Genomic DNA, 18291 nt, shown 5'->3' on the forward strand with positions numbered 1-18291 from the left:
TCTGCGAGGGACAAGACGAGCGCCGCGGGCCACGACTCGAGGGTCAGCGGCCCGCGGCGCTCAGGAAGCTCGACTCAGGCCTGGGCCTTGACGATGAAGTCGACGGCGTCGCCGACGGTCTTGAGGTTCTTGACCTCTTCGTCGGGGATCTTGACGTCGAACTTCTCTTCGGCGTTCACGACGATGGTCATCATCGAGATCGAGTCGATGTCGAGGTCGTCGGTGAACGACTTGTCAGCGGCGACGGTGTCGGTGGCGATACCGGTCTCGTCGTTGATCAGCTCGGCCAGGCCGGCGAGGACTTCTTCGTTGGACAGGGCCATGGGTGTTCTCCTTGAGGGGGGTGTCGTTTGACCGTGGGACAGCCTAGGGCACGGGCACTGCCCGCGCCCGGAGGCACGAGGGGCTAGGGGAGGACGACCACCTGTGCGCCGAACACGAGTCCGGCGCCGAACCCGATCTGCAGGGCGAGGCCGCCGGACAGTTCCGGGTGCTCGGAGAGCAGGCGGTGCGTGGCGAGCGGGATGCTCGCGGCCGAGGTGTTGCCGGTGGTGGTGATGTCGCGGGCGATCGCCACCGTGTCCGGGATCCCGAGCTGCTTCGCGAACTCGTCGATGATCCGGATGTTCGCCTGGTGCGGGACGAAGGCCGAGAGCTGGTCGGCGCGGACGCCGGCGGCCTCGAGTGCCTGACGCGCGACCTTGACCATCTCCCAGACGGCCCAGCGGAACACGGTCTGTCCGGCCTGGCGCATGGTCGGGCGGGGCGCGCCGGCCTCCCACTCGTTGTAGGTCGCGGTCATGCCGATGGCGTCCCACTTCGAGCCGTCGGAGCCCCAGATGCTCGGGCCGATGCCGGCCGTGTCGCTCGGACCGACGACCGCGGCGCCCGCGCCGTCCCCGAGGAGGAACGAGATGGAGCGGTCGGTCGGGTCGACGACGTCGCTGAGCTTCTCCGCGCCGATGACGAGCACGTGGTCGGCGATGCCGGACTTGATGAACGAGTCGGCCTGCGCGATGCCGTAGGCGTAGCCGGCGCACGCGGCGCTGATGTCGTAGGCAGCGGCCGGTGCGGCGCCGATGCGCTCGGCGAGCAACGAGGCCATCGACGGGGTCGCGACGGTGTGGGTGACGGTCGCGACGAGGACGACGCCGATCTGGTCGGGGGTGAGCCCGGCCTTCTCGATCGCCTCACGTGCGGCGGCCTCGGCGAGGTCCACGGCCTCGACGTCACGGCCGGCCCGCATGCGGGTCACGATGCCGGTCCGCTGGCGGATCCACTCGTCGGACGAGTCGATCGGGCCGACCAGGTCGTTGTTCGGGACCACGTTCTCGCCGCGGGCGGCGCCGAAGGCGAGGATGCGCGTGAAGTCGTGGCCGCGTCGCTGGGCAAGGACGGGCCGGGCGCCCGCCTGGAGGCCCTGGGTCGCGTCCGCCGCACCGGCCTCTGCGGCCGGCGTGGTGGCGCCTGGGCCGGTCGTGCTCGTGTCGGTCATCGGGTGGCCTCGGTGGCGCTCAGCAGCTCGACGGCCGCGGGCAGGTCGTCCGGCGTCTTGATCGCGACGGTCGGCGTGCCGCGGAGTCCGCGCTTCGCCAGGCCGACGAGGGCACCGGCCGGGGCGAGCTCGATGATCCCGGTGACGCCGGCCTGCTGGAACGACGTCATGACGGCGTCCCAGTGCACGGGGCTGGCGATCTGTCGGACCATGAGGTCCACGAACCGGCGTCCGTCGTCCACCCGGGAGCCGTCGGCGTTCGTCCAGAGCGGGAGCGTCGGGTCCTGCACGGTCGCGGCCGCGGCGACGGGGGCGACACGATCGACGGCCGGGGCCATGAAGCGGGTGTGGAAGGCGCCGGCGACCGCCAGGGGCACCACTCGGGCCTTGGCGGGCGGCTGCTCCGCCAGGCGCGCGATCGCGTCGGCGGGTCCGGCGACGACCGTCTGGCCACCACCGTTGTGGTTCGCGGCGGTGAGGCCCAAGGACTCGAGGGCGGCTGCGAGTTCGTCGGCGTTACCGCCGAGCACTGCTGCCATCGAGGTCGGCTCCAGCGCCGCGGCGTCGGCCATCGCCCGCCCGCGCTCGGCGACCAGCGACACGGCGTCGGTCGGCGTGAGGACCCCGGCGACGGCGGCGGCCGTGAATTCACCCACCGAGTGCCCCGCGACCCCGCCGACGAAGGCGCGACGGCCGTCGGCGAGCAGGGCGTCGGCGGTGACGAGTCCGGCAGCCACGATGAGCGGCTGCGCCAGGGCGGTGTCCTTGATGGTGTCCGCGTCGGAGTTCGTGCCGTGCTCGGCGAGGTCGACGCCGATCGCCTCGGACCACTGGCCGACTCGTTCACGGACGGCGGCGTCCTCGAGCCAGGGGGCGAGGAATCCGGGGGTCTGGGAGCCCTGTCCGGGCGCGACGACGACGATCACCGGTCAATCCTGCACGGCCACCACCCCGGGATCCGTGTGGACTCCCCACACGGATTGCGGGGACGGGTTGTAGGAACCCCTACGGGTGGAGCGGGTGAGGCGGCAGGACCGGGGTCTACCGGCGGGTCGGACGACGGCGGGTGGACGCCGACTCGGACATCGCTCCGAGGATGAGCGCCGACTGCACGATCAACGCGTCGCGGGCGTGGGTGGCGTCCCACCCGATGATGTCCGCGACCCGTCGGAGCCGGTAGCGCACGGTGTTCGGGTGCACGAACAGTTCCCGCGCGGTGGCCTCGAGTGACCGTCCGGTGTCGAGGTAGCACCACAGGGTCTGCAGGAGCTCGGTCGACTGGTCCTTGAGGGGTGTGTAGATCCGCTGCACGAGTGCCGACCGGGCGAGCGGGTCGCCGGCCAGTGCCCGCTCGGGGAGCAGGTCGTCGGCCAGCGCCGGGCGGGGTGCCCCGCGCCAGGCGCGTGCGACCGCGAACCCGGCGAGGGCGGCCTTCGCGCTGGTCGACGCGTCGACGACCCCGGGCACCTCGTTGCCGAGCACCAGGTGTCCCTCCCCGAAGAGCGGTTCGAGTTCCTGCGCGATCGACATGAACGACACCGGCTCTTCCCCCTCGGGCACGTCGTCCCGCGGGGTGGCCCGGCCGATGACGACGACGAGCCGCGACCCCTGGACGCCGATGAGCACGTCCGCGTCCTGGTGCCGGGCCGTCCGGCGGACCTGGTCGACCTCGAGCTGCTTCGGCGCCGTGCCGACGAGCACCGCGACCTCGCCGTGTCCGTGCCAGCCGAGCGCGGCGATGCGCGACGGCAGCTCGTCGTCGTACTCGCCCGACAGGATCGAGTCGACCACGAGGGCCTCGAGACGGGCGTCCCAGAGCCCGCGGGCCTCCGCGGCGCGGGCGTAGACGTCCGCAGCCGCGAAGGCGATGTCACGCGAGTACTTGAGGATCGCCTCCTGCAGCATCTCGTCGTCGGCAGCGCGCTCCTCGACCACGGTGACCACGACGCGGATGAGCTGCAGGGTCTGCTGCAGACTCACCGAGCGCAGGAGCTCACGTGGCGCCGAGCCGAAGACGTCTGCGGCGGCGATCCACGGGGTGGAGGCGCTGCCCTCGAGCCATGAGATGAACGAGGTGATGCCGGCCTGGGCCACCATGCCGACGGCCGAGCGACGGCCGGGAGGCATCTCGCTGTACCAGGGCAGGGTGTCCTCGAGCCGCTTGATCGTCGCGGTCGAGAGTTCGCCCGACACCTGCCGGAGCCAGGAGAGCGCCCGTTGCCGGTCGTCCTCCCGGCCCGCGGCGGTGGCGGTGCGGGGTGTGGTCACGCCCAGATCAGCTCTCGCCGCCCGCGCTGCCGGTGGTGCCGGCCGTCACGTCGTGCAGGCGGTACTTGTCGATCGCCTGCTGCAGGACGGAGGCGTCGAGCTTGCCCTGGCGGACCAGCTGCTGCAGCGTCCGCACGACGACCGAGGGACCGTCGATGTGGAAGAAGCGGCGTGCTGCCGGACGGGTGTCCGAGAAGCCGAAGCCGTCCGCGCCGAGCGTGGCGTAGTCGGCCGGGACGAACGGGCGGATCTGCTCCTGCACGGCGTGCATGAAGTCGCTCACCGCCACGACCGGACCCTCGGTACCGAGCAGGCGCTCGGTGACGTACGGGGTGCGCGGCTGTTCGTTCGGGTTGAGGAACGCGTGCTGCTCGGCGTCCACACCGTCGCGGTAGAGCTCACCCCAGCTGGTGACGCTCCAGACGTCAGCCGACACGCCCCAGTCCGAGGCCAGGAGCTCCTGCGCCTCGAGGATCCACGGCACGGCGACACCGGACGCGAGCAGCTGGGCCTTGGGGCCGTCGTGTTCGCTCGCCTTGAGCAGGTACATGCCCTTGACGATGCCGTCGACGTCGACGCCCTCCGGCTCGGCCGGCTGCACGAGCGGCTCGTTGTAGACCGTGAGGTAGTACATGACGTTCGGGTCGTCGTGCGACGGCGTGCCGTCCTCGTTCGTGCCGTACATGCGCTCGAGGCCGGAGCGGACGATGTGCCCGATCTCGTACCCGTACGCGGGGTCGTACGAGACGACGGCCGGGTTCGACGCCGCGAGGAGCGGCGAGTGGCCGTCCGCGTGCTGCAGACCCTCGCCGGTCAGGGTGGTGCGACCGGCGGTGGCACCGATCATGAACCCGCGGGCCATCTGGTCGCCGGCGGCCCAGATCGCGTCGCCGGTGCGCTGGAAGCCGAACATCGAGTAGAAGACGTAGACCGGGATGAGCGGTTCGCCCTGCGTCGAGTACGAGGTGCCGACCGCGGTGAAGGCCGCGAGGGCGCCCGCCTCGTTGATGCCGACGTGGATGATCTGGCCCTGCGGGCTCTCCTTGTAGGCCAGGAGGAGTTCGCGGTCGACCGACGTGTAGTGCTGGCCGTTCGGGTTGTAGATCTTCGCGGTCGGGAAGTACGCGTCCATGCCGAACGTGCGCGCCTCGTCCGGGATGATCGGGACCACGCGGTTGCCGAAGTCCGGCGACCGGAGCAGGTCCTTCAGCAGGCGGGCGAACGCCATCGTCGTGGCGACCTCCTGCTTGCCGGAGCCCTTCTTGACGACCTGGTACTTCGACTCGTCGGGCAGGTTGACCTGCGTGTACTTCGTGCGACGCTCCGGCACGTAGCCACCGAGTTCACGGCGGCGCTCGTGCATGTACTGGATCGCCTCGTCGTCGTTGCCCGGGTGGTAGTACGGCGGGGTGTACGGGTTCTCCTCGAGCTGCGCGTCGGTGACCGGGATGCGCATCTCGTCGCGGAACTGCTTGAGGTTGTCGAGCGTGAGCTTCTTCATCTGGTGGGTCGCGTTGCGCCCCTCGAAGCTCGGGCCGAGGCCGTAGCCCTTGACCGTCTTGGCCAGGATGACGGTCGGCTGGCCCTTGTGCTCGGTCGCGGCCTTGAACGCGGCGTAGACCTTGCGGTAGTCGTGGCCACCGCGCTTGAGGTTCCAGATCTGGTCGTCGGTGTAGTCCTCGACCAGCTCGAGCGCCTTCGGGTCACGCCCGAAGAAGTTCTCGCGCACGTAGGCACCGTTCTCGGCCTTGTACGTCTGGTAGTCGCCGTCCGGCGTCTGGTTCATGAGGTTGAGGAGCGCGCCCTCGGTGTCGCGGGCGAGCAGGTCGTCCCACTCGCGGCCCCAGACGACCTTGATGACGTTCCAGCCCGCACCGCGGAAGAACGCCTCGAGCTCCTGGATGATCTTGCCGTTGCCACGGACGGGGCCGTCGAGGCGCTGCAGGTTGCAGTTGATGACGAAGTTGAGGTTGTCGAGACCGTCGTTCGCCGCGACCTGGAGCTGACCGCGGGACTCGACCTCGTCCATCTCGCCGTCGCCGAGGAACGCCCAGACCTGCTGCTCCGAGGCGTCCTTGATGCCACGGTTCGACAGGTACTTGGCCTGCTGTGCCTGGTAGATCGCGTTGATCGGACCGATGCCCATCGACACGGTCGGGAACTGCCAGAAGTGCGGCATGAGGCGCGGGTGCGGGTACGAGGAGAGTCCGCCGCCGGCGTGCGACTTCTCCTGTCGGAAGCCGTCGAGCTGGTCTTCGCTGAGACGCCCCTCCATGTAGGCGCGGGCGTACATGCCGGGGGAGGCGTGGCCCTGGAAGAAGACCTGGTCGCCGCCGGACGGGTGGTCCTGCGCACGGAAGAAGTGGTTGTAGCCGACCTCGTACATGGCAGCACTCGACGCGTACGTCGAGATGTGGCCGCCGACCGAGATGCCGGGGCGCTGCGCGCGGTGCACGGTGACGGCCGCGTTCCAGCGGATCCACCGGCGGTAGCGGCGTTCGAGCTCTTCGTCGCCCGGGAACTCGGGCTCGTCCTCGGGGGCGATCGTGTTGACGTAGTCCGTCGTCGGGACCATCGGCACGCCGAGGTGCAGCTCGTTCGAGCGCTTCAGCAGGCTCTGCATGATCTCGCGCGCCCGCTGGTGCCCGTGCGTCGCGACGAGACCGTCGAGGGACTCACGCCACTCGGCGGTCTCCTCCGGGTCCTGGTCCTGCCCTGCGGTGCTGCGCGGGTCCTGGTCGTTCACCGTCACCGTTGACCTCGTTCGTTCTCGTGGTGGTGGACATGTCGAGCCGTCGGTGGTCGGATCACGACCGGGGACGGGCCGCGTCCACTCTAGGCCCCCGCACCGACGGCGATGCTGATGACGACGCGGTGCGGACGGCACTTGCGTTCGCCTGCCGTCGGCGTAGCATGGCCGATCGTGCGTCCGCGACCGGCGGACGTGTGGAACCGACGGGCACACCCAACGCCCGGGGAGAGAAGCACCACCACGATGGCACTGGAGATCGGCTCACTCGCGCCGGACTTCGAGCTCCCGAACCAGTTCGGTGAGCACGTCCGACTCAGCGACCACCGCGGACGCCGCCCGGTCGCCCTCGTCTTCTTCCCGCTCGCGTTCTCGTCCACCTGCACTGATGAGCTCTGCACGCTGCAGGACAACATCGCGATGTTCCAGGACCAGCGCATCGAGCTGATCGGCATCTCGGTCGACTCCAAGGCGACGCTGCGTTCCTTCGCGCAGGTCAACGGCTACGACTTCGAGCTGCTCGCGGACTTCTGGCCGCACGGTGCCGTGTCCAAGGAGTACGGCGTCTTCCTCGAGCAGAAGGGCTTCGCCACCCGCGCGACCTTCGTCATCGACGTGGACGGTCGCATCAAGGCCTCGATCATCACCGAGCCGGGCGTCGCCCGGGACGTGACGGAGTACCGGGCGGCCCTCGACCGCCTCGCGGCCTGTGCCGCGCCGGTCTCCGTCGGCTGAGCGTCGCCCCTTCCCCGACGGCGTCGGTTCCGAACTCCGGGTGACGTCACGAGACGTCGGACTGGAGGCACGGTGGCCGTCACCGACACCGGCGCGGTCCCTCAGGTGGGATCCGTGCACCCCGACGCGTACGCGCCGTACCCCGTCGTCGGCGACCCTGCTCGGTGGGGCCTCACCACGACGACGGTGTCGACGAGTGCCGGCCCGACCGTGGTCCGGCACCGACCGGGTGCGCGTCCGCTGTTGTTCCTGCACGGTGTCGCCGGGTCGTGGACCACGTGGACGCCGCTCCTGTCCGCAGCGGGTAACGTCGTCGGCCGTGGACTCGTCCTGGTCGACCTGCCGGGGTGGGGTTCCTCACCCGCGCCGGCGGTCCCGCTCGACGTCGACGAGTCGTCACAGGTGATCGTCGAGGTGCTCGACGCCCTCGGCCTCGACCAGGCCGACGTCGTCGGGCACTCCATGGGGGCCTTCGTCGGCCTCCACCTCGCGGTGACCCGGCCGGACCGGGTGCGCTCCCTCGGCCTCGTCTCCGGCACCACCTTCGCCACGGCGACCGCCGCGCGCCACCCGGTCCGGGCCCTCCGGACACTGCCGGCCTTCACGCTCCTGCGCGCCGGGCTCGCCGTGACCCGGCGGGCTGCCCACGGCCTCCTGCGCGGACTCGCCCGGATCGGACTGCTCCCGCTGCTCGCCGGGCCGGTGTTCGCCACCGTCCGGCGACTCGACCCGAGTGTGCTGCGGGCGTTCGTCGAGGAGTTCCGTCCGGTGGGCTTCCTCGGCGCGGCCCGGTCGGCCGCCCGCTACGACACCCGGCGATGGGCCGGGGTGCGATGCCCGGTCGTGGCGGTCTCGGGGCGGCAGGACGTGTTCGCTCGGGTCGACGACCTCGCGCGTCTGGGTGGTGTCCTGCCGGACGTCCGCACGGTCCTCCTGGAGGACTGCGGGCACTTCGCGCACGTCGAACGTCCCGGCGCGGTGGTCCGCGAACTGTTCAGCTGAACTCGATCGGCGTGCCGATCGGCAGCGTCGCGAGCGCGTCCGTCATCGCGGCCGTGACGCGGACGCAGCCGTGCGACGAGCCGGTCGGGTCCGGGTAGAAGTGCAGCGCGGTGAGGGCCGCGTTGCCGCCGTACCCGGCGAGCTTCGACGAGTGCGCCCCGGTCAGTGCGATCGGGTGTCCCTGCGTGTACGGGACCTGCGGATCGACGTAGTTCGCCTCCATGTAGGTCTTCGTGTCAGCGGGTGTCGGGTCTTCCGGGGTGCCGAGCCGTGCGGTCTCGCTCGTCTCCGTGGTGCCGTCGCGGTGCACGATCGCGATCGTGGACGTCGCGTTGTCGATCCGGACCTCGCGGTCGATGCTCGCGAGCGTGAAGTCGGCGGCGCGGGCCCAGGCGAAGGTCGAACTCGGGGCTTCGGCGACCCCGCCGTCACCCGGGGTCCGGTTCCGGGAGGGCGTCGAGACGAGGACCATGCCACCGTCTTCGCCAGCCGTACGACCCCACACGGCGGTCGCGGTCGGCGTGTTCAGGGTCGACACCGACGAGGACAGTGTCGCGACCGGGGCAGCGTCGGCGTCGGGTGCGGCGTAGAGCGGGACGAGGGGGGCCTTCGGCGTCGCGGTCGTCCACTGGTTGCGGGCGTCGACCTGGGAACCGTCGAGGAGCTGGCTGATCACGGCGTCGTGGAACGCCAGGGGCAGTGCGGCGAGTGACCACGCAACCGTGCCGGCGGCGACCACGACGGCGAGCGCCCCGGCCCCGACGATCCACCAGCGTCGTGGGTTGCCGTGCGGCGGTGCTGACGGTTCCGTCATCGAAGTCCCCGTTCCCCTGTCCCGGTGATCCGGGCCCACGACCGCGGCCTGGTCCGCTGTCGTTCCTCCACAGCATCCCAGATGGTGCTGCGTCGTCCACAGGCTGCCGCCCGTGGCGTCCTGCCCGTACCGGAGGGAGCCGGTCCGGAAGCGCACGAGTGCGTGGCAACTCGGACCAGGCTCGGCGGACGAGAGGGACCTGGACCTCGGGTGGGTGGCACCGAAGGAGGACTGAGCGGGTGGTCCGGTCCGGTCCGGCTCTGCGGGTCGGTCAGCGGTACTGCGGCGGCCAGTCGAACGGCGCCGGACGATGCGGGACCTCACCGATCGTCGTCACGCCGAGCCCGATGTCGCGCCGGTTCGTCAGCTCGATGGACCGCGGGTTGCCGAAGTACCGCTTGCCGTCCACCCACACCGTGAGCTCACCGCGCAGCCCGCCGACGTGTGCCGGCCCCAGCGAGACGCCCCACTCGTCGAAGAACTGCCCGAGCGTGAACGTCCAACGGGTCGGGGACTCGACGTGCAGGATGCCCGACGTGTCGTGCGTGTGCAGCTGTGCGGCGAAGCGCTGCGACTTCGAGTGGCCCACGTTCCCCGGCACCACGACCGGGGTGTCACCGTCGGTGATGGTCAGGTGCGTGTGGACGTGCTTGACCAGACGTTCGCCCCAGACGTCCTCGAGTCCGGCCTCGTCGGCACGGTGCGCCAGGTCCGTCGGACGTGGCCACGGCGGTGCGACCGAACTCGTGTCGGCCGCGGGCGCCGAGCAACCGGTGAGCAGGGCGACGAGCACGGCGGCGACGACGACGGCGGGGGAGCGGCGCATGCGGCCGAGCGTAGTCAGGCGAGCGGCGTCGCTCTCGGCGCACCCGTAGGATGTGGGGTGCACCGGCAGCGGTGCGAGGGCCTTTAGCTCAGCTGGTAGAGCGCCACGTTTACACCGTGGATGTCGTCGGTTCGATCCCGGCAGGGCCCACCACGAGGAGCCGAGGTCGGAGGGCACCAGGGCGAGATCAGCGGGCGGTCAGTTCGGACGGCAAGACGATCCTCCTGCTCCTGCTCCTGCTGCTGCTGCTGCGGGCGGCGCTGCGCGGCGTCCTGCGAACCGACGGCTGACCCTCCTCGCGCGGGAGGGCGAGCAGGGTCAGGCCCGCAGCGCCTGCAACGCCGGGTGCTCCGCTGGGGGTCGTGCCCGTGTGTCAGCATCACGGCCATCGTCGCCGACGGCGGTGCCATCGCGCCCGTGGAGGACAGCGGCGACGTCTGCTCACCGAACTCGAGGACCACGTTGTCCTGCTCGGCGTCCGGGCGGACGGCCGTGTGGGTCTCCGGGCGCAGTTCCTCCGGCATCAGTGCGACGAACGCCACCTACCCGATGGGCGCCGGAGCGGCCGGCACCACCCGTGCCGGTGCCGCGCCCGTCGACGAGCCAGTATGCGACCAGATGACGTGTGGTATGTTACCCTCACGAGGGCCTTCGACGCACGACACCCGCTCGTGCTGGTTCAGGGTCATCGAGCTGACTCCCGTCGTGATGAGAGGCAAGTTGACTGAGCAAGGACGACCGACGGTGGCGATCATCGGCACGCGTGGCTACCCGAGTTCCTACGGCGGGTTCGAGACCGCCGTCCGGTACATCGCGCCGTACCTCGCCGACCACGGATGGGACGTCACCGTCTACGGCCGCCCTGGGACCACTTCGGAGGAGCTCGAGGCAGACGAGCGCATCGGAACCGTCACCACCCGTGGTGTGCAGAGCAAGTCGCTCAGCACCCTGAGCTTCGGTCTGACGTCGTCGCTCCATGCCCTCTGGAAGCGGCCCGACGTCGCACTCGTGATGAACGTCGCGAACGGCTTCTGGCTGCCGCTCCTCCGTGCTCGCGGGATCCGGACCGTCGTGAACGTCGACGGCATCGAGTGGGAACGCGCGAAGTGGGGCCGCTTGGCACGGACGACGTTCCGGACGGGCGCCCGCTTCACCGCTCGGTGGGCAACGGAGATCATCGTCGACGCGAAGGCGATCGGAGCACACTGGCTGGAGGACTTCGGGCGCGCCGGTCACTTCATCCCCTACGGGGGCGAAGCGAAGGAGTCGACGGATCCGGCGCCACTGCCCAAGGGCACCTACGTCCTCGTCGTCGCTCGCTTCGTCCCGGAGAACACCATCGCCGAGTTCTTCGAGGCCGCGCCTGCACTCGCAGAGACCCACGAAGTCGTGATGGTCGGTTCCACGGGCTTCGGAGGCGATCTGGACGACCGTGCTCGGCAGCTGGCAGAGCAGCATCCTCGCATCAGCTGGCTCGGACACGTGAGCGACGACGACCTCCTGCACGCACTCTGGGCCGACGCCGGCGCGTACTTCCACGGACACAGTGTCGGTGGGACGAACCCCGCGCTCGTCCAGGCGATGGCACTGGGCGCCCCGGTCGTCGCACGGGACACGCTGTACAACCGTGAAGTCCTCGGCGAGGAAGCGGAGTTCACGGACCCTGACGCCGCCTCCATCGTCACGTCGATCCGATCGGTCCTCGCTGATCCGCAACGCCGGGCCGCTCTGAGCACGTCGGCGAAGCGTCGAGCCGCCGAGGTCTACACCTGGGAGAAGGTCTGTGCAGCGTACGAGCAGCTCCTGCGGGCGCAGTGCGGACCGGGACGCCCCACAGAGCGTGACGCCGTGGACGAACGTGCCGCCGATGACGAGCCGACATCCGACCTGGCGCAACGACGTCTCCGCAGCAACGCGCGAGGGATGGGCGCTCGACGGCCTCGCCGCCGTCGGGTCGGGTGATCCCCTCGGCCACGGTGCCGAGGTCCTCGGCGCGCCGGAAGGGGTTCTCCGCACCGATCGGGGTGACCGCCGTGCCGAGCTCGTCCGCCCGGCTGGTGTCGGTGATCAGTGCACCTCAGTGGATGCGGAGCTGCGAGACCATCGGGCAGGTGAACGGGTCACGGGCGGCGAGGCCGACGCGGTTCAGGTAGCGGACGACGATGCCGTACGAACGGAGGAGGGTCGTCTCGGTGTACGGGACGTCGAGCGTCTCGCAGTGCTCGCGGACGAGCAAGCGGGCCTGCTTGAGCGCCGGGCGCGGCATGGACGGGAACAGGTGGTGCTCGACCTGGTAGTTCAGGCCGCCCATGAGGAAGGACACCCACCATCCGCCGCGGATGTTCCGCGATGTGCGGACCTGGCGCGAGAAGAAGTCGACCTTCGCGTCGTGGGCGATGGTCGGCATGCCCTTGTGGTTCGGGGCGAAGGAAGCGCCCATCATCACGCCGAAGACGGCGAGCTGCACCCCGAGGAACGCGCACGCCATCCCGAAGGGCAGGAACCAGAACACGATGGTGAGGTAGATGCCGAAGCGCAGGACGAGGAGCGTGGCCTCGAGCATGCGGTTGCGGAGGTCGGCCTTGGTGTCACCGCCCGTCAGCACGGTCCGGACGGCGGACCAGTGCAGGTTGACGCCCTCGAGCGTCAGGAGTGGGAAGAACAGCCACCCCTGGAACCGGGTGAAGAGCCCTCGCGGCCCCTTGGTGACCGCCGCGTCCTCCGGGGTGAAGCGGATGACACCGGGGGCGATGTCGGGGTCCTTGCCGATCGTGTTCGGGTTGCCGTGATGGCGGGTGTGCTTGTTCATCCACCACGAGTAGCTCAGACCGACCAGGAACGTGCCGACGTACCGGCCCGCACGGTCGTTCCAGCGCTGCGAGGCGAACACCTGACGGTGCGCGGCCTCGTGCGACAGGAAGGCGAACTGCGTGAAGAGCACGCCGAGCGCGCCGGCGACGATGAGCTGGAACCACGAGTGACCGAGGAGGGCGAACGCCACCCAGGCGAGGGCGAGTGTGCCGACGAGCGAGCCGAACAGGGACCAGTAGAAACCGGTGCGGCGGCGGAGCAGGTCGTGTTCCTTGACCTGCGCGAGGACCGCCGAGTACGTGGAGGTGCTGGACCCGCGATTGCCGACGGCGGGGCGGGTGCGGGTGTAGCCGGCCTGGATCGGGGTGGTGGTCAACGCAGACCGACCTTCCGTCGCCGCCGGTCCTGCGACCGACGTGGGGTGTTCGCGCGATCGCGCTGGTGGTCACGATAGGCGATCACGATGCGAAGTGGCATGACTGTCCGCATCCGACCGGGGTGTGGCCGCTCGGTCGGCGGAACCGGGGGTGGGCCGCCGCGTCCGGGAGCGGTGGCTCGTGAGCACCAGGACGCCCGACGCGACCACGATCCACAGGGCGAGCGTGACGAGCGCGCGTGCGGCCCCGGCGCCGTCGAAGTAGCTGAAGGACGTCAGCGCGCCGAACGCGGCCCCGGGCGGCAACGCGCTGCCCACGGCGGCCAGTGCCGGCGGCAGGAGGTGGGTGCTCACCGTGGCGCCGCTGGTCGCGTTGCCGAGGGTGGTGAACACGAGGGTGGACACGACCACCCCCATCGGGCCGAGGAGCGCGGTGATGGCGAGGGTGGACATCGAGACGGCCACGGCGAGGAGCGACAGCACGGCGATGACGACTCCGGTCCCGGCGGGTACGGCTCCGTCGACCGGACCGGCGATGACGGCCACGACGATGGCGGCGGCGATGCTCCCGACGACGGTGACGAGGACCCGGACACGCAAGCGGGCGAGGGCGCCCAGGGAGTTCATGACCTGGGCGAGGATGAAGGCCGCGAGTGTCGTGCCGAAGACGAGGTAGAACCCCGCGATGCCCTGCGCGTCACTCGTCGTGAGGGGCACGAGGTCCTGCGTCCGCGACACCGGGGCGCCGCCGGCCTGCGCCACCCGGATGAGCATCGCCGAGGCGGCGGCGCTCGCGCTCCGCCCGTTCGCGCCAGCGGTGGCGAGTGTCGAGCCGTCCGCGCTGGGGAGGAGGGCCGCGACGACCTCGCGGGAGCGGACGAGTTCGCGAGCCGCCGTGGCCGAGGAGACGGGGCGTACGTCGGCCGAGTCGCCCAGCGCCGCGGACGCTGCGTCGGCGAGTCGAGCGTCCGCGACGGCGACCGGGAGGTGGTGCGGGACGGGGGCCTTCTGCAGCCCGACGTACAGCCCGACGAAGGCTCCGGCGACGGTCATGGCGACGAGGACCTGGACCACGAGGACGGGGAGGACCCGGCCCAGCGGCGGCAGGACCCCGGCGGGGGAAGTGACATTAGTAATCGATTCATTACTTATGGCATCGGATGATACCCTCGAGCCATGGCGACAGCAAGCGGCCCGATCCCGAAGGCAACGGAGCGCATGGCCGGCAGTCGACGGCGAGAGTCCACCCTCGCCGCTGCGGCCACCGTGTTCGCGCGCGAGGGGTACCACGGCGCCACCACCGAGCGGATCGCGAAGGCCGCCGGGATCAGCCAGCCCTACGTCGTCCGCATGTTCGGCTCCAAGGAGAACCTGTTCCTCGCGGTCATCGAAGGGTGCCTCGAGGCGGTGCTCGACGCGTTCCGCGCAGCACTCGACGAGGACCGGCCCGGCACCGTCGAGTCGCGGCTCGGCGAGGCGTACCAGGCCCTGGCGACCGAGGACGGCGTCCACCTCATCGTCATGCAGTCGTACATGCTCGGCGCGGACCCTGTCATCGGCCCCGTGGCGCGGGACGGGTTCACGCGGATCCTCCGCTTCCTGGTCGACGAGGCCGGACTCGCACCGTCGGCAGCCGAGACCTTCCTCGCGAAGGGCATGCTCATCAACACGCTGCTCGGCATGCGCCTGTACGACCACGACGACGACCTCGCGCGTCGCTTCACCGCGACGGTGTTCGGCCCGGGTCCGGCAGGGCCCGGGCCGAGCGGAGCGTGACGGGGACCGGGATCAGCCCTGCTCGGCGATCGCCACCCGTCGCACGCGGGCGACGAGCTCGCTGATCGCGTCGGTGGCACTCGGCCGCTGCTCGGTCTCCGCACGCAACCGTCGGGCGGCGTCGGCGTGCGCGGATCCGGCGAGCATCCGGTGCACCGCGGAACCGACGGCCTCCGCGCGGTCCACGACGACGGCCATGCCGGTTTCCGCCGCGCGGGCGGCGTTGATGAACTGGTCCGCACCCTGGGGCAGCAGCACCATCGGGACGCCGGCACTCGCCGCCGCGAGCACGGTACCGGCACCGGCAGCGCTGACCACGACGTCGACGCCGTCCAACAGCTCGCGCATCGGTCGGAACGGGACGAAGTGGACGTGCTCGCTGTCGGCGAGGTGGTCCCCGATGACGCCGACGGTCGCGAGGACGTCTGCTTCGTCGGGGTGGAACCCGTCGATGATCGTCTGCAACAGCGCAGCGTCACCGAAGACGGTCCCCAGTGTCACGAGGACGCGTGGCCGCCGGTGCGACGCCGGGAACGGCGCCAGGGGTGCGCGCTCGCCGGGCCGGCTGTGCGGCTCGGACCGGAAGGGGACGGTCACGGGGTGCTGCGTCCACCCGGGCGCCTGGAGCGACGCCGGGGTCGGGTCGAGCAGCGCCACCGGCGGCGACGGGACGAGGCCGCGCTGGGTGTAGCGGGGGAGGACGAGGTCCGTCATGGGCCGGCGGAACGCGTCGGGGACCTCCGGGCCGAACGCGACGACGGCGTACGGGATGCCGAGTGCCGCCGCGACGAGCGGCCCGACCAGGTCGACGGCGTCGGCCACGACGACGTCGGGCGACCAGGTGGTCGCCTCTCGCAGGGCGTCGTCGACGGTCAGGTCGACGCGGGTGCCGGCGAAGAACTCGGCGACGTCGGCGGGTTCCGGTCGGTTCGCGGGGTCGCTGCCCGGGATGCGTCGGGCCACCTCGGCGAACAGCGCCGACGGCATCGGCCCGGCCGCCAGGAGCGGCACCGTCGGCAGCTCGGCAGCGAGTGCATCACGCATGCCCCCGCTGGTGAGGAGGGCGACGTCGTGCCCCGCCGCCTGGGCGGTGCGGGCGAGCGGGACGAGGGGGAGCAGGTGTCCGAGTGCGGGAACACCGGAGAAGAGGATGCGCATGGGTTCTTCCTGGTGGGGTCGGCGAAGCGGTTGGAGGGGAGGACGGAGGGGGCACCCGGGCAGTCCGGGCAGCCGGGTGTGGGCTGGAGGCCCGGAACGGCAGGGAGCGCCGGCGTCAGTCCGCCGCGAGGACGAGCGGGACGCTGCGGCGCCCTCCGACGACGAGCGGGAGCGTGCCCGCCACCACCATGAGGACCAGGCTCACCAGCGCGGCGGGGGCGGCGGCCTGCAGGCCGAGGTGCGGGAGGGTCCCGGGGGCGGTGACGCCGAGTGCGACGGCCTGCGCGCAGCTGGTCACCACCAGGACGGCGCTCGACACGAGGACCGCTGTCCCGACCAGGATGACCGACTCCCAGGCGGCGCGCGCGAGGACGACACCGCGGGACCCACCCGCGGCCTCGACGAGCGCCCCCTCCTGCTCTCGGGTCCGTCCCGCCATGAGCACGGTCGCGGCGGCCCCGGACAGCGAGACCAGGAGCGGCCCGCCGAGCATGAGGAGGAAGCTCTGTGGCGCCAGGCCGCTGATCTCGGAACCGGTGGTGCGTCGGACGGCGTCGCCGAGCGTCGCGAAGCCCGACGTGATGCTGGCCGGCAGGGCGATCGTGATGACGAGTGCGCTGACGGTCGCGCTGCTGCGGCTCACCGCGGCGGCGGCCGCGTTCCGGGCCAGGAACCACGAGGCGGAGGCGTGCGCGGGCACGACCGCGGTCCAGGCGCGGAGGAGGGCGGGGAAGACCGACGGTCCGACGGCGATGACGGCCCCGGTGACGAGGGGCCCGATGAGCAGGACCTGGGACCCGGCACGGACCCCCGCCCCGGCGAGTGCGAGGGTCATCAGGCTCGCGAGGAGGAGCGCGACGGCCGCGCCCGTCCATCGTGTCCACCCCGTCCGCCCCTCGACGGCCTCCGGTTCGCGGAGGACCTCGACGGGACGGACCCGGCCCGCCCGGCGGGAGGGCCGGAGACTGCTGAGCACCACCACCGCGGTCACCCCGACGACGACCGCGGCCCCGCTGACCGCGCCGAACCGTTCGTCGAGGCCCCGCAGCCCGTCGGACTCGGAGAGCCCGAAGTGGAGGAAGGCCGGCACGAACGGGCCGGCGACGAGGCACCCGAGGGCGCTGCCGACGAGCGCGACGACGGCGAGCTGGAGTCGCACGATGACCGTCACGGTCGATGACGGGACCCCCACGAGCTGCCAGAGGGCGTACCCGCGGCGCTGCAGGTCGATCGTCAACCGCGTGACGTTGCCGAGCACCGCGGTCACGGCGACGACCGTCAGGACGAGGACGAGCGATGCGAGTGTGGCGAGTCCACCGGCTCGGAGGAGGTCCGACCGGGTGCCGGACGTCACGAGTTCGAGTCCGGTCTCGAGCATCCCGGCCGCGATCGCCGCGGCTGCTGCGGTCGCGGCGCTGACGACGAGTGCGCCGGTCCAGATCCCGGCGTTCGATCGGAGGTCGCTGAGGACGAGTCGGAACACGGTCACGCCTCCTGGGCGGCGGCGGTGAGCGCGTCGAGCACCTCGGTGGCACTCGGTCGGACGAGTTCGCGGTGGATGCTGCCGTCACGGAGGACGAGCACGCGGTCGGCACGCGCGGCCGCCTCGAGGTCGTGCGTCACCATCACGACGGCACGGTCACCCGAGGCCACCTGGCGGAGGAGTCCGAGCACGGCGTCCCCGGCGGTCGTGTCCAGCGCGCCGGTCGGTTCGTCGGCGAAGACGACGTCGGGGTGGGACGCCAGGACCCGGGCGATCGCGACCCGCTGCTGCTGGCCTCCGGACAGGCTGCCCGGCCGGTGGTCGCCACGGTCGGCGAGCCCGACCGACGCCAGGGCGGCGTCGACCTCGGTCGCGGACACGGGCCGGTGCGCCAGGCTGGCCGGGAGCGCGATGTTCTGTCGCGCGGTCAGAGACGGGATGAGGTTGAACGACTGGAAGACGAAGCCGACGGTGGACCGGCGGAGGGCCTGCAGTCGCTTCGGTCGGAGCGTCTCGAGGCGCTGCCCGGCGATCGACACCGACCCGCTGTCGTAGGGCTCGAGGGCGGACAGGCAGTAGAGCAGGGTGGACTTGCCGGAGCCGCTCGGCCCGACGATCGCCACGAACTCGCCCGGGAGCACGGACAGGGAGACCCCCCGGAGCACCGGGACCCTGGCCTGGTCCGGGCCGGGGAAGGACTTGGTGAGGTCCTCCGCGTGGAGGAGTGGTTCGGTCATGGCGTCAGTCCATCTCGATCGGGTCGTCGGGTCACTGGTGCAGGCAGGACACCGGTGGTGG

16 protein-coding genes and 1 tRNA gene are annotated in these 18291 nt (G+C 71.3%); 5 read left to right on the forward strand and 12 right to left on the reverse strand.

Annotation, left to right across the window (positions count from 1 at the left end; all coding sequences use genetic code 11):
* Positions 1–74 precede the first annotated feature (74 nt).
* From DEJ18_RS06360 to aceE, 5 genes are all read right to left on the reverse strand, one after another.
* Positions 75–323, reverse strand: a complete 249-nt coding sequence (locus DEJ18_RS06360; protein WP_058741348.1) for an acyl carrier protein — start codon at positions 321–323, stop codon at positions 75–77.
* A gap of 83 nt (positions 324–406) precedes the next feature.
* Positions 407–1495 carry a beta-ketoacyl-ACP synthase III gene (locus tag DEJ18_RS06365; RefSeq protein ID WP_258376901.1) on the reverse strand — a complete coding sequence of 363 codons (1089 nt, stop codon included), beginning with the start codon at positions 1493–1495 and terminating at the stop codon, positions 407–409.
* Positions 1492–2421 (reverse strand): ACP S-malonyltransferase, encoded by a 930-nt coding sequence (locus DEJ18_RS06370; RefSeq protein WP_111210282.1) that lies wholly within the window; start codon positions 2419–2421, stop codon positions 1492–1494. The genes DEJ18_RS06365 and DEJ18_RS06370 overlap by 4 nt, the downstream gene beginning before the upstream one ends.
* A gap of 115 nt (positions 2422–2536) precedes the next feature.
* Positions 2537–3763, reverse strand: a complete 1227-nt coding sequence (locus DEJ18_RS06375) for a PucR family transcriptional regulator (protein ID WP_111080288.1) — start codon at positions 3761–3763, stop codon at positions 2537–2539.
* A 7-nt stretch (positions 3764–3770) separates the two neighbouring features.
* Positions 3771–6515 (reverse strand): pyruvate dehydrogenase (acetyl-transferring), homodimeric type, encoded by a 2745-nt coding sequence (aceE, locus tag DEJ18_RS06380; RefSeq protein ID WP_111080287.1) that lies wholly within the window; start codon positions 6513–6515, stop codon positions 3771–3773.
* Positions 6516–6758: 243 nt separating this feature from the next.
* On the opposite strand from aceE, the gene DEJ18_RS06385 reads away from it, so the two are divergent.
* Both DEJ18_RS06385 and DEJ18_RS06390 read left to right on the forward strand, forming a co-directional pair.
* Positions 6759–7247, forward strand: a complete 489-nt coding sequence (locus DEJ18_RS06385) for a peroxiredoxin (protein ID WP_111210281.1) — start codon at positions 6759–6761, stop codon at positions 7245–7247.
* Between the two features lie 114 nt (positions 7248–7361).
* The gene (locus tag DEJ18_RS06390) at positions 7362–8249 is read left to right on the forward strand and encodes an alpha/beta fold hydrolase (RefSeq protein WP_181434171.1); all 888 of its coding nucleotides are present in this window, start codon (positions 7362–7364) and stop codon (positions 8247–8249) included.
* Here the strand turns inward: DEJ18_RS06390 and DEJ18_RS06395 are convergent.
* Positions 8242–9063, reverse strand: a complete 822-nt coding sequence (locus DEJ18_RS06395; protein ID WP_111210279.1) for a L,D-transpeptidase — start codon at positions 9061–9063, stop codon at positions 8242–8244. The two genes, DEJ18_RS06390 and DEJ18_RS06395, sit on opposite strands and share 8 nt — an antisense overlap.
* A gap of 271 nt (positions 9064–9334) precedes the next feature.
* Entirely contained in the window at positions 9335–9889 is a 555-nt protein-coding gene (locus DEJ18_RS06400) for a lipoprotein (RefSeq protein WP_111210278.1), read from the reverse strand.
* A gap of 77 nt (positions 9890–9966) precedes the next feature.
* Here DEJ18_RS06400 and DEJ18_RS06405 point away from each other — a divergent pair.
* Positions 9967–10042, forward strand: a tRNA-Val gene (locus DEJ18_RS06405).
* A 591-nt stretch (positions 10043–10633) separates the two neighbouring features.
* Positions 10634–11851, forward strand: a complete 1218-nt coding sequence (locus DEJ18_RS06410; protein ID WP_284178499.1) for a glycosyltransferase — start codon at positions 10634–10636, stop codon at positions 11849–11851.
* Between the two features lie 115 nt (positions 11852–11966).
* Here the strand turns inward: DEJ18_RS06410 and DEJ18_RS06415 are convergent, their stop codons facing one another.
* Positions 11967–13076 (reverse strand): fatty acid desaturase family protein, encoded by a 1110-nt coding sequence (locus DEJ18_RS06415; RefSeq protein ID WP_258376899.1) that lies wholly within the window; start codon positions 13074–13076, stop codon positions 11967–11969.
* Between the two features lie 69 nt (positions 13077–13145).
* On the reverse strand, positions 13146–14129 hold the full coding sequence (locus tag DEJ18_RS06420) for a hypothetical protein (RefSeq protein WP_146241537.1): 984 nt from the start codon (positions 14127–14129) through the stop codon (positions 13146–13148).
* Positions 14130–14252: 123 nt separating this feature from the next.
* On the opposite strand from DEJ18_RS06420, the gene DEJ18_RS06425 reads away from it, so the two are divergent.
* Positions 14253–14852, forward strand: coding sequence for a TetR/AcrR family transcriptional regulator (locus DEJ18_RS06425; RefSeq protein ID WP_111210275.1), 600 nt, complete (start codon positions 14253–14255; stop codon positions 14850–14852).
* A 12-nt stretch (positions 14853–14864) separates the two neighbouring features.
* On the opposite strand, the gene DEJ18_RS06430 is transcribed toward DEJ18_RS06425, so the two are convergent.
* The 3 genes from DEJ18_RS06430 to DEJ18_RS06440 all read right to left on the reverse strand — a co-directional run bounded on the left by DEJ18_RS06430 (position 14865) and on the right by DEJ18_RS06440 (position 18230).
* On the reverse strand, positions 14865–16010 hold the full coding sequence (locus DEJ18_RS06430; RefSeq protein WP_111210274.1) for a glycosyltransferase: 1146 nt from the start codon (positions 16008–16010) through the stop codon (positions 14865–14867).
* A gap of 115 nt (positions 16011–16125) precedes the next feature.
* A complete protein-coding gene (locus DEJ18_RS06435; RefSeq protein WP_111210273.1) occupies positions 16126–17499 on the reverse strand; it encodes an FtsX-like permease family protein in 1374 nt (457 codons plus the stop codon).
* Complete coding sequence (locus DEJ18_RS06440) at positions 17496–18230, reverse strand: ABC transporter ATP-binding protein (RefSeq protein ID WP_111210272.1); 735 nt, start codon at positions 18228–18230, stop codon at positions 17496–17498. The genes DEJ18_RS06435 and DEJ18_RS06440 overlap by 4 nt, the downstream gene beginning before the upstream one ends.
* Between the last annotated feature and the right edge of the window lie 61 nt (positions 18231–18291).

It is taken from the genome of Curtobacterium sp. MCSS17_015 (assembly GCF_003234265.2).
In the GTDB taxonomy this organism is placed as follows: Bacteria; Actinomycetota; Actinomycetes; order Actinomycetales; family Microbacteriaceae; genus Curtobacterium.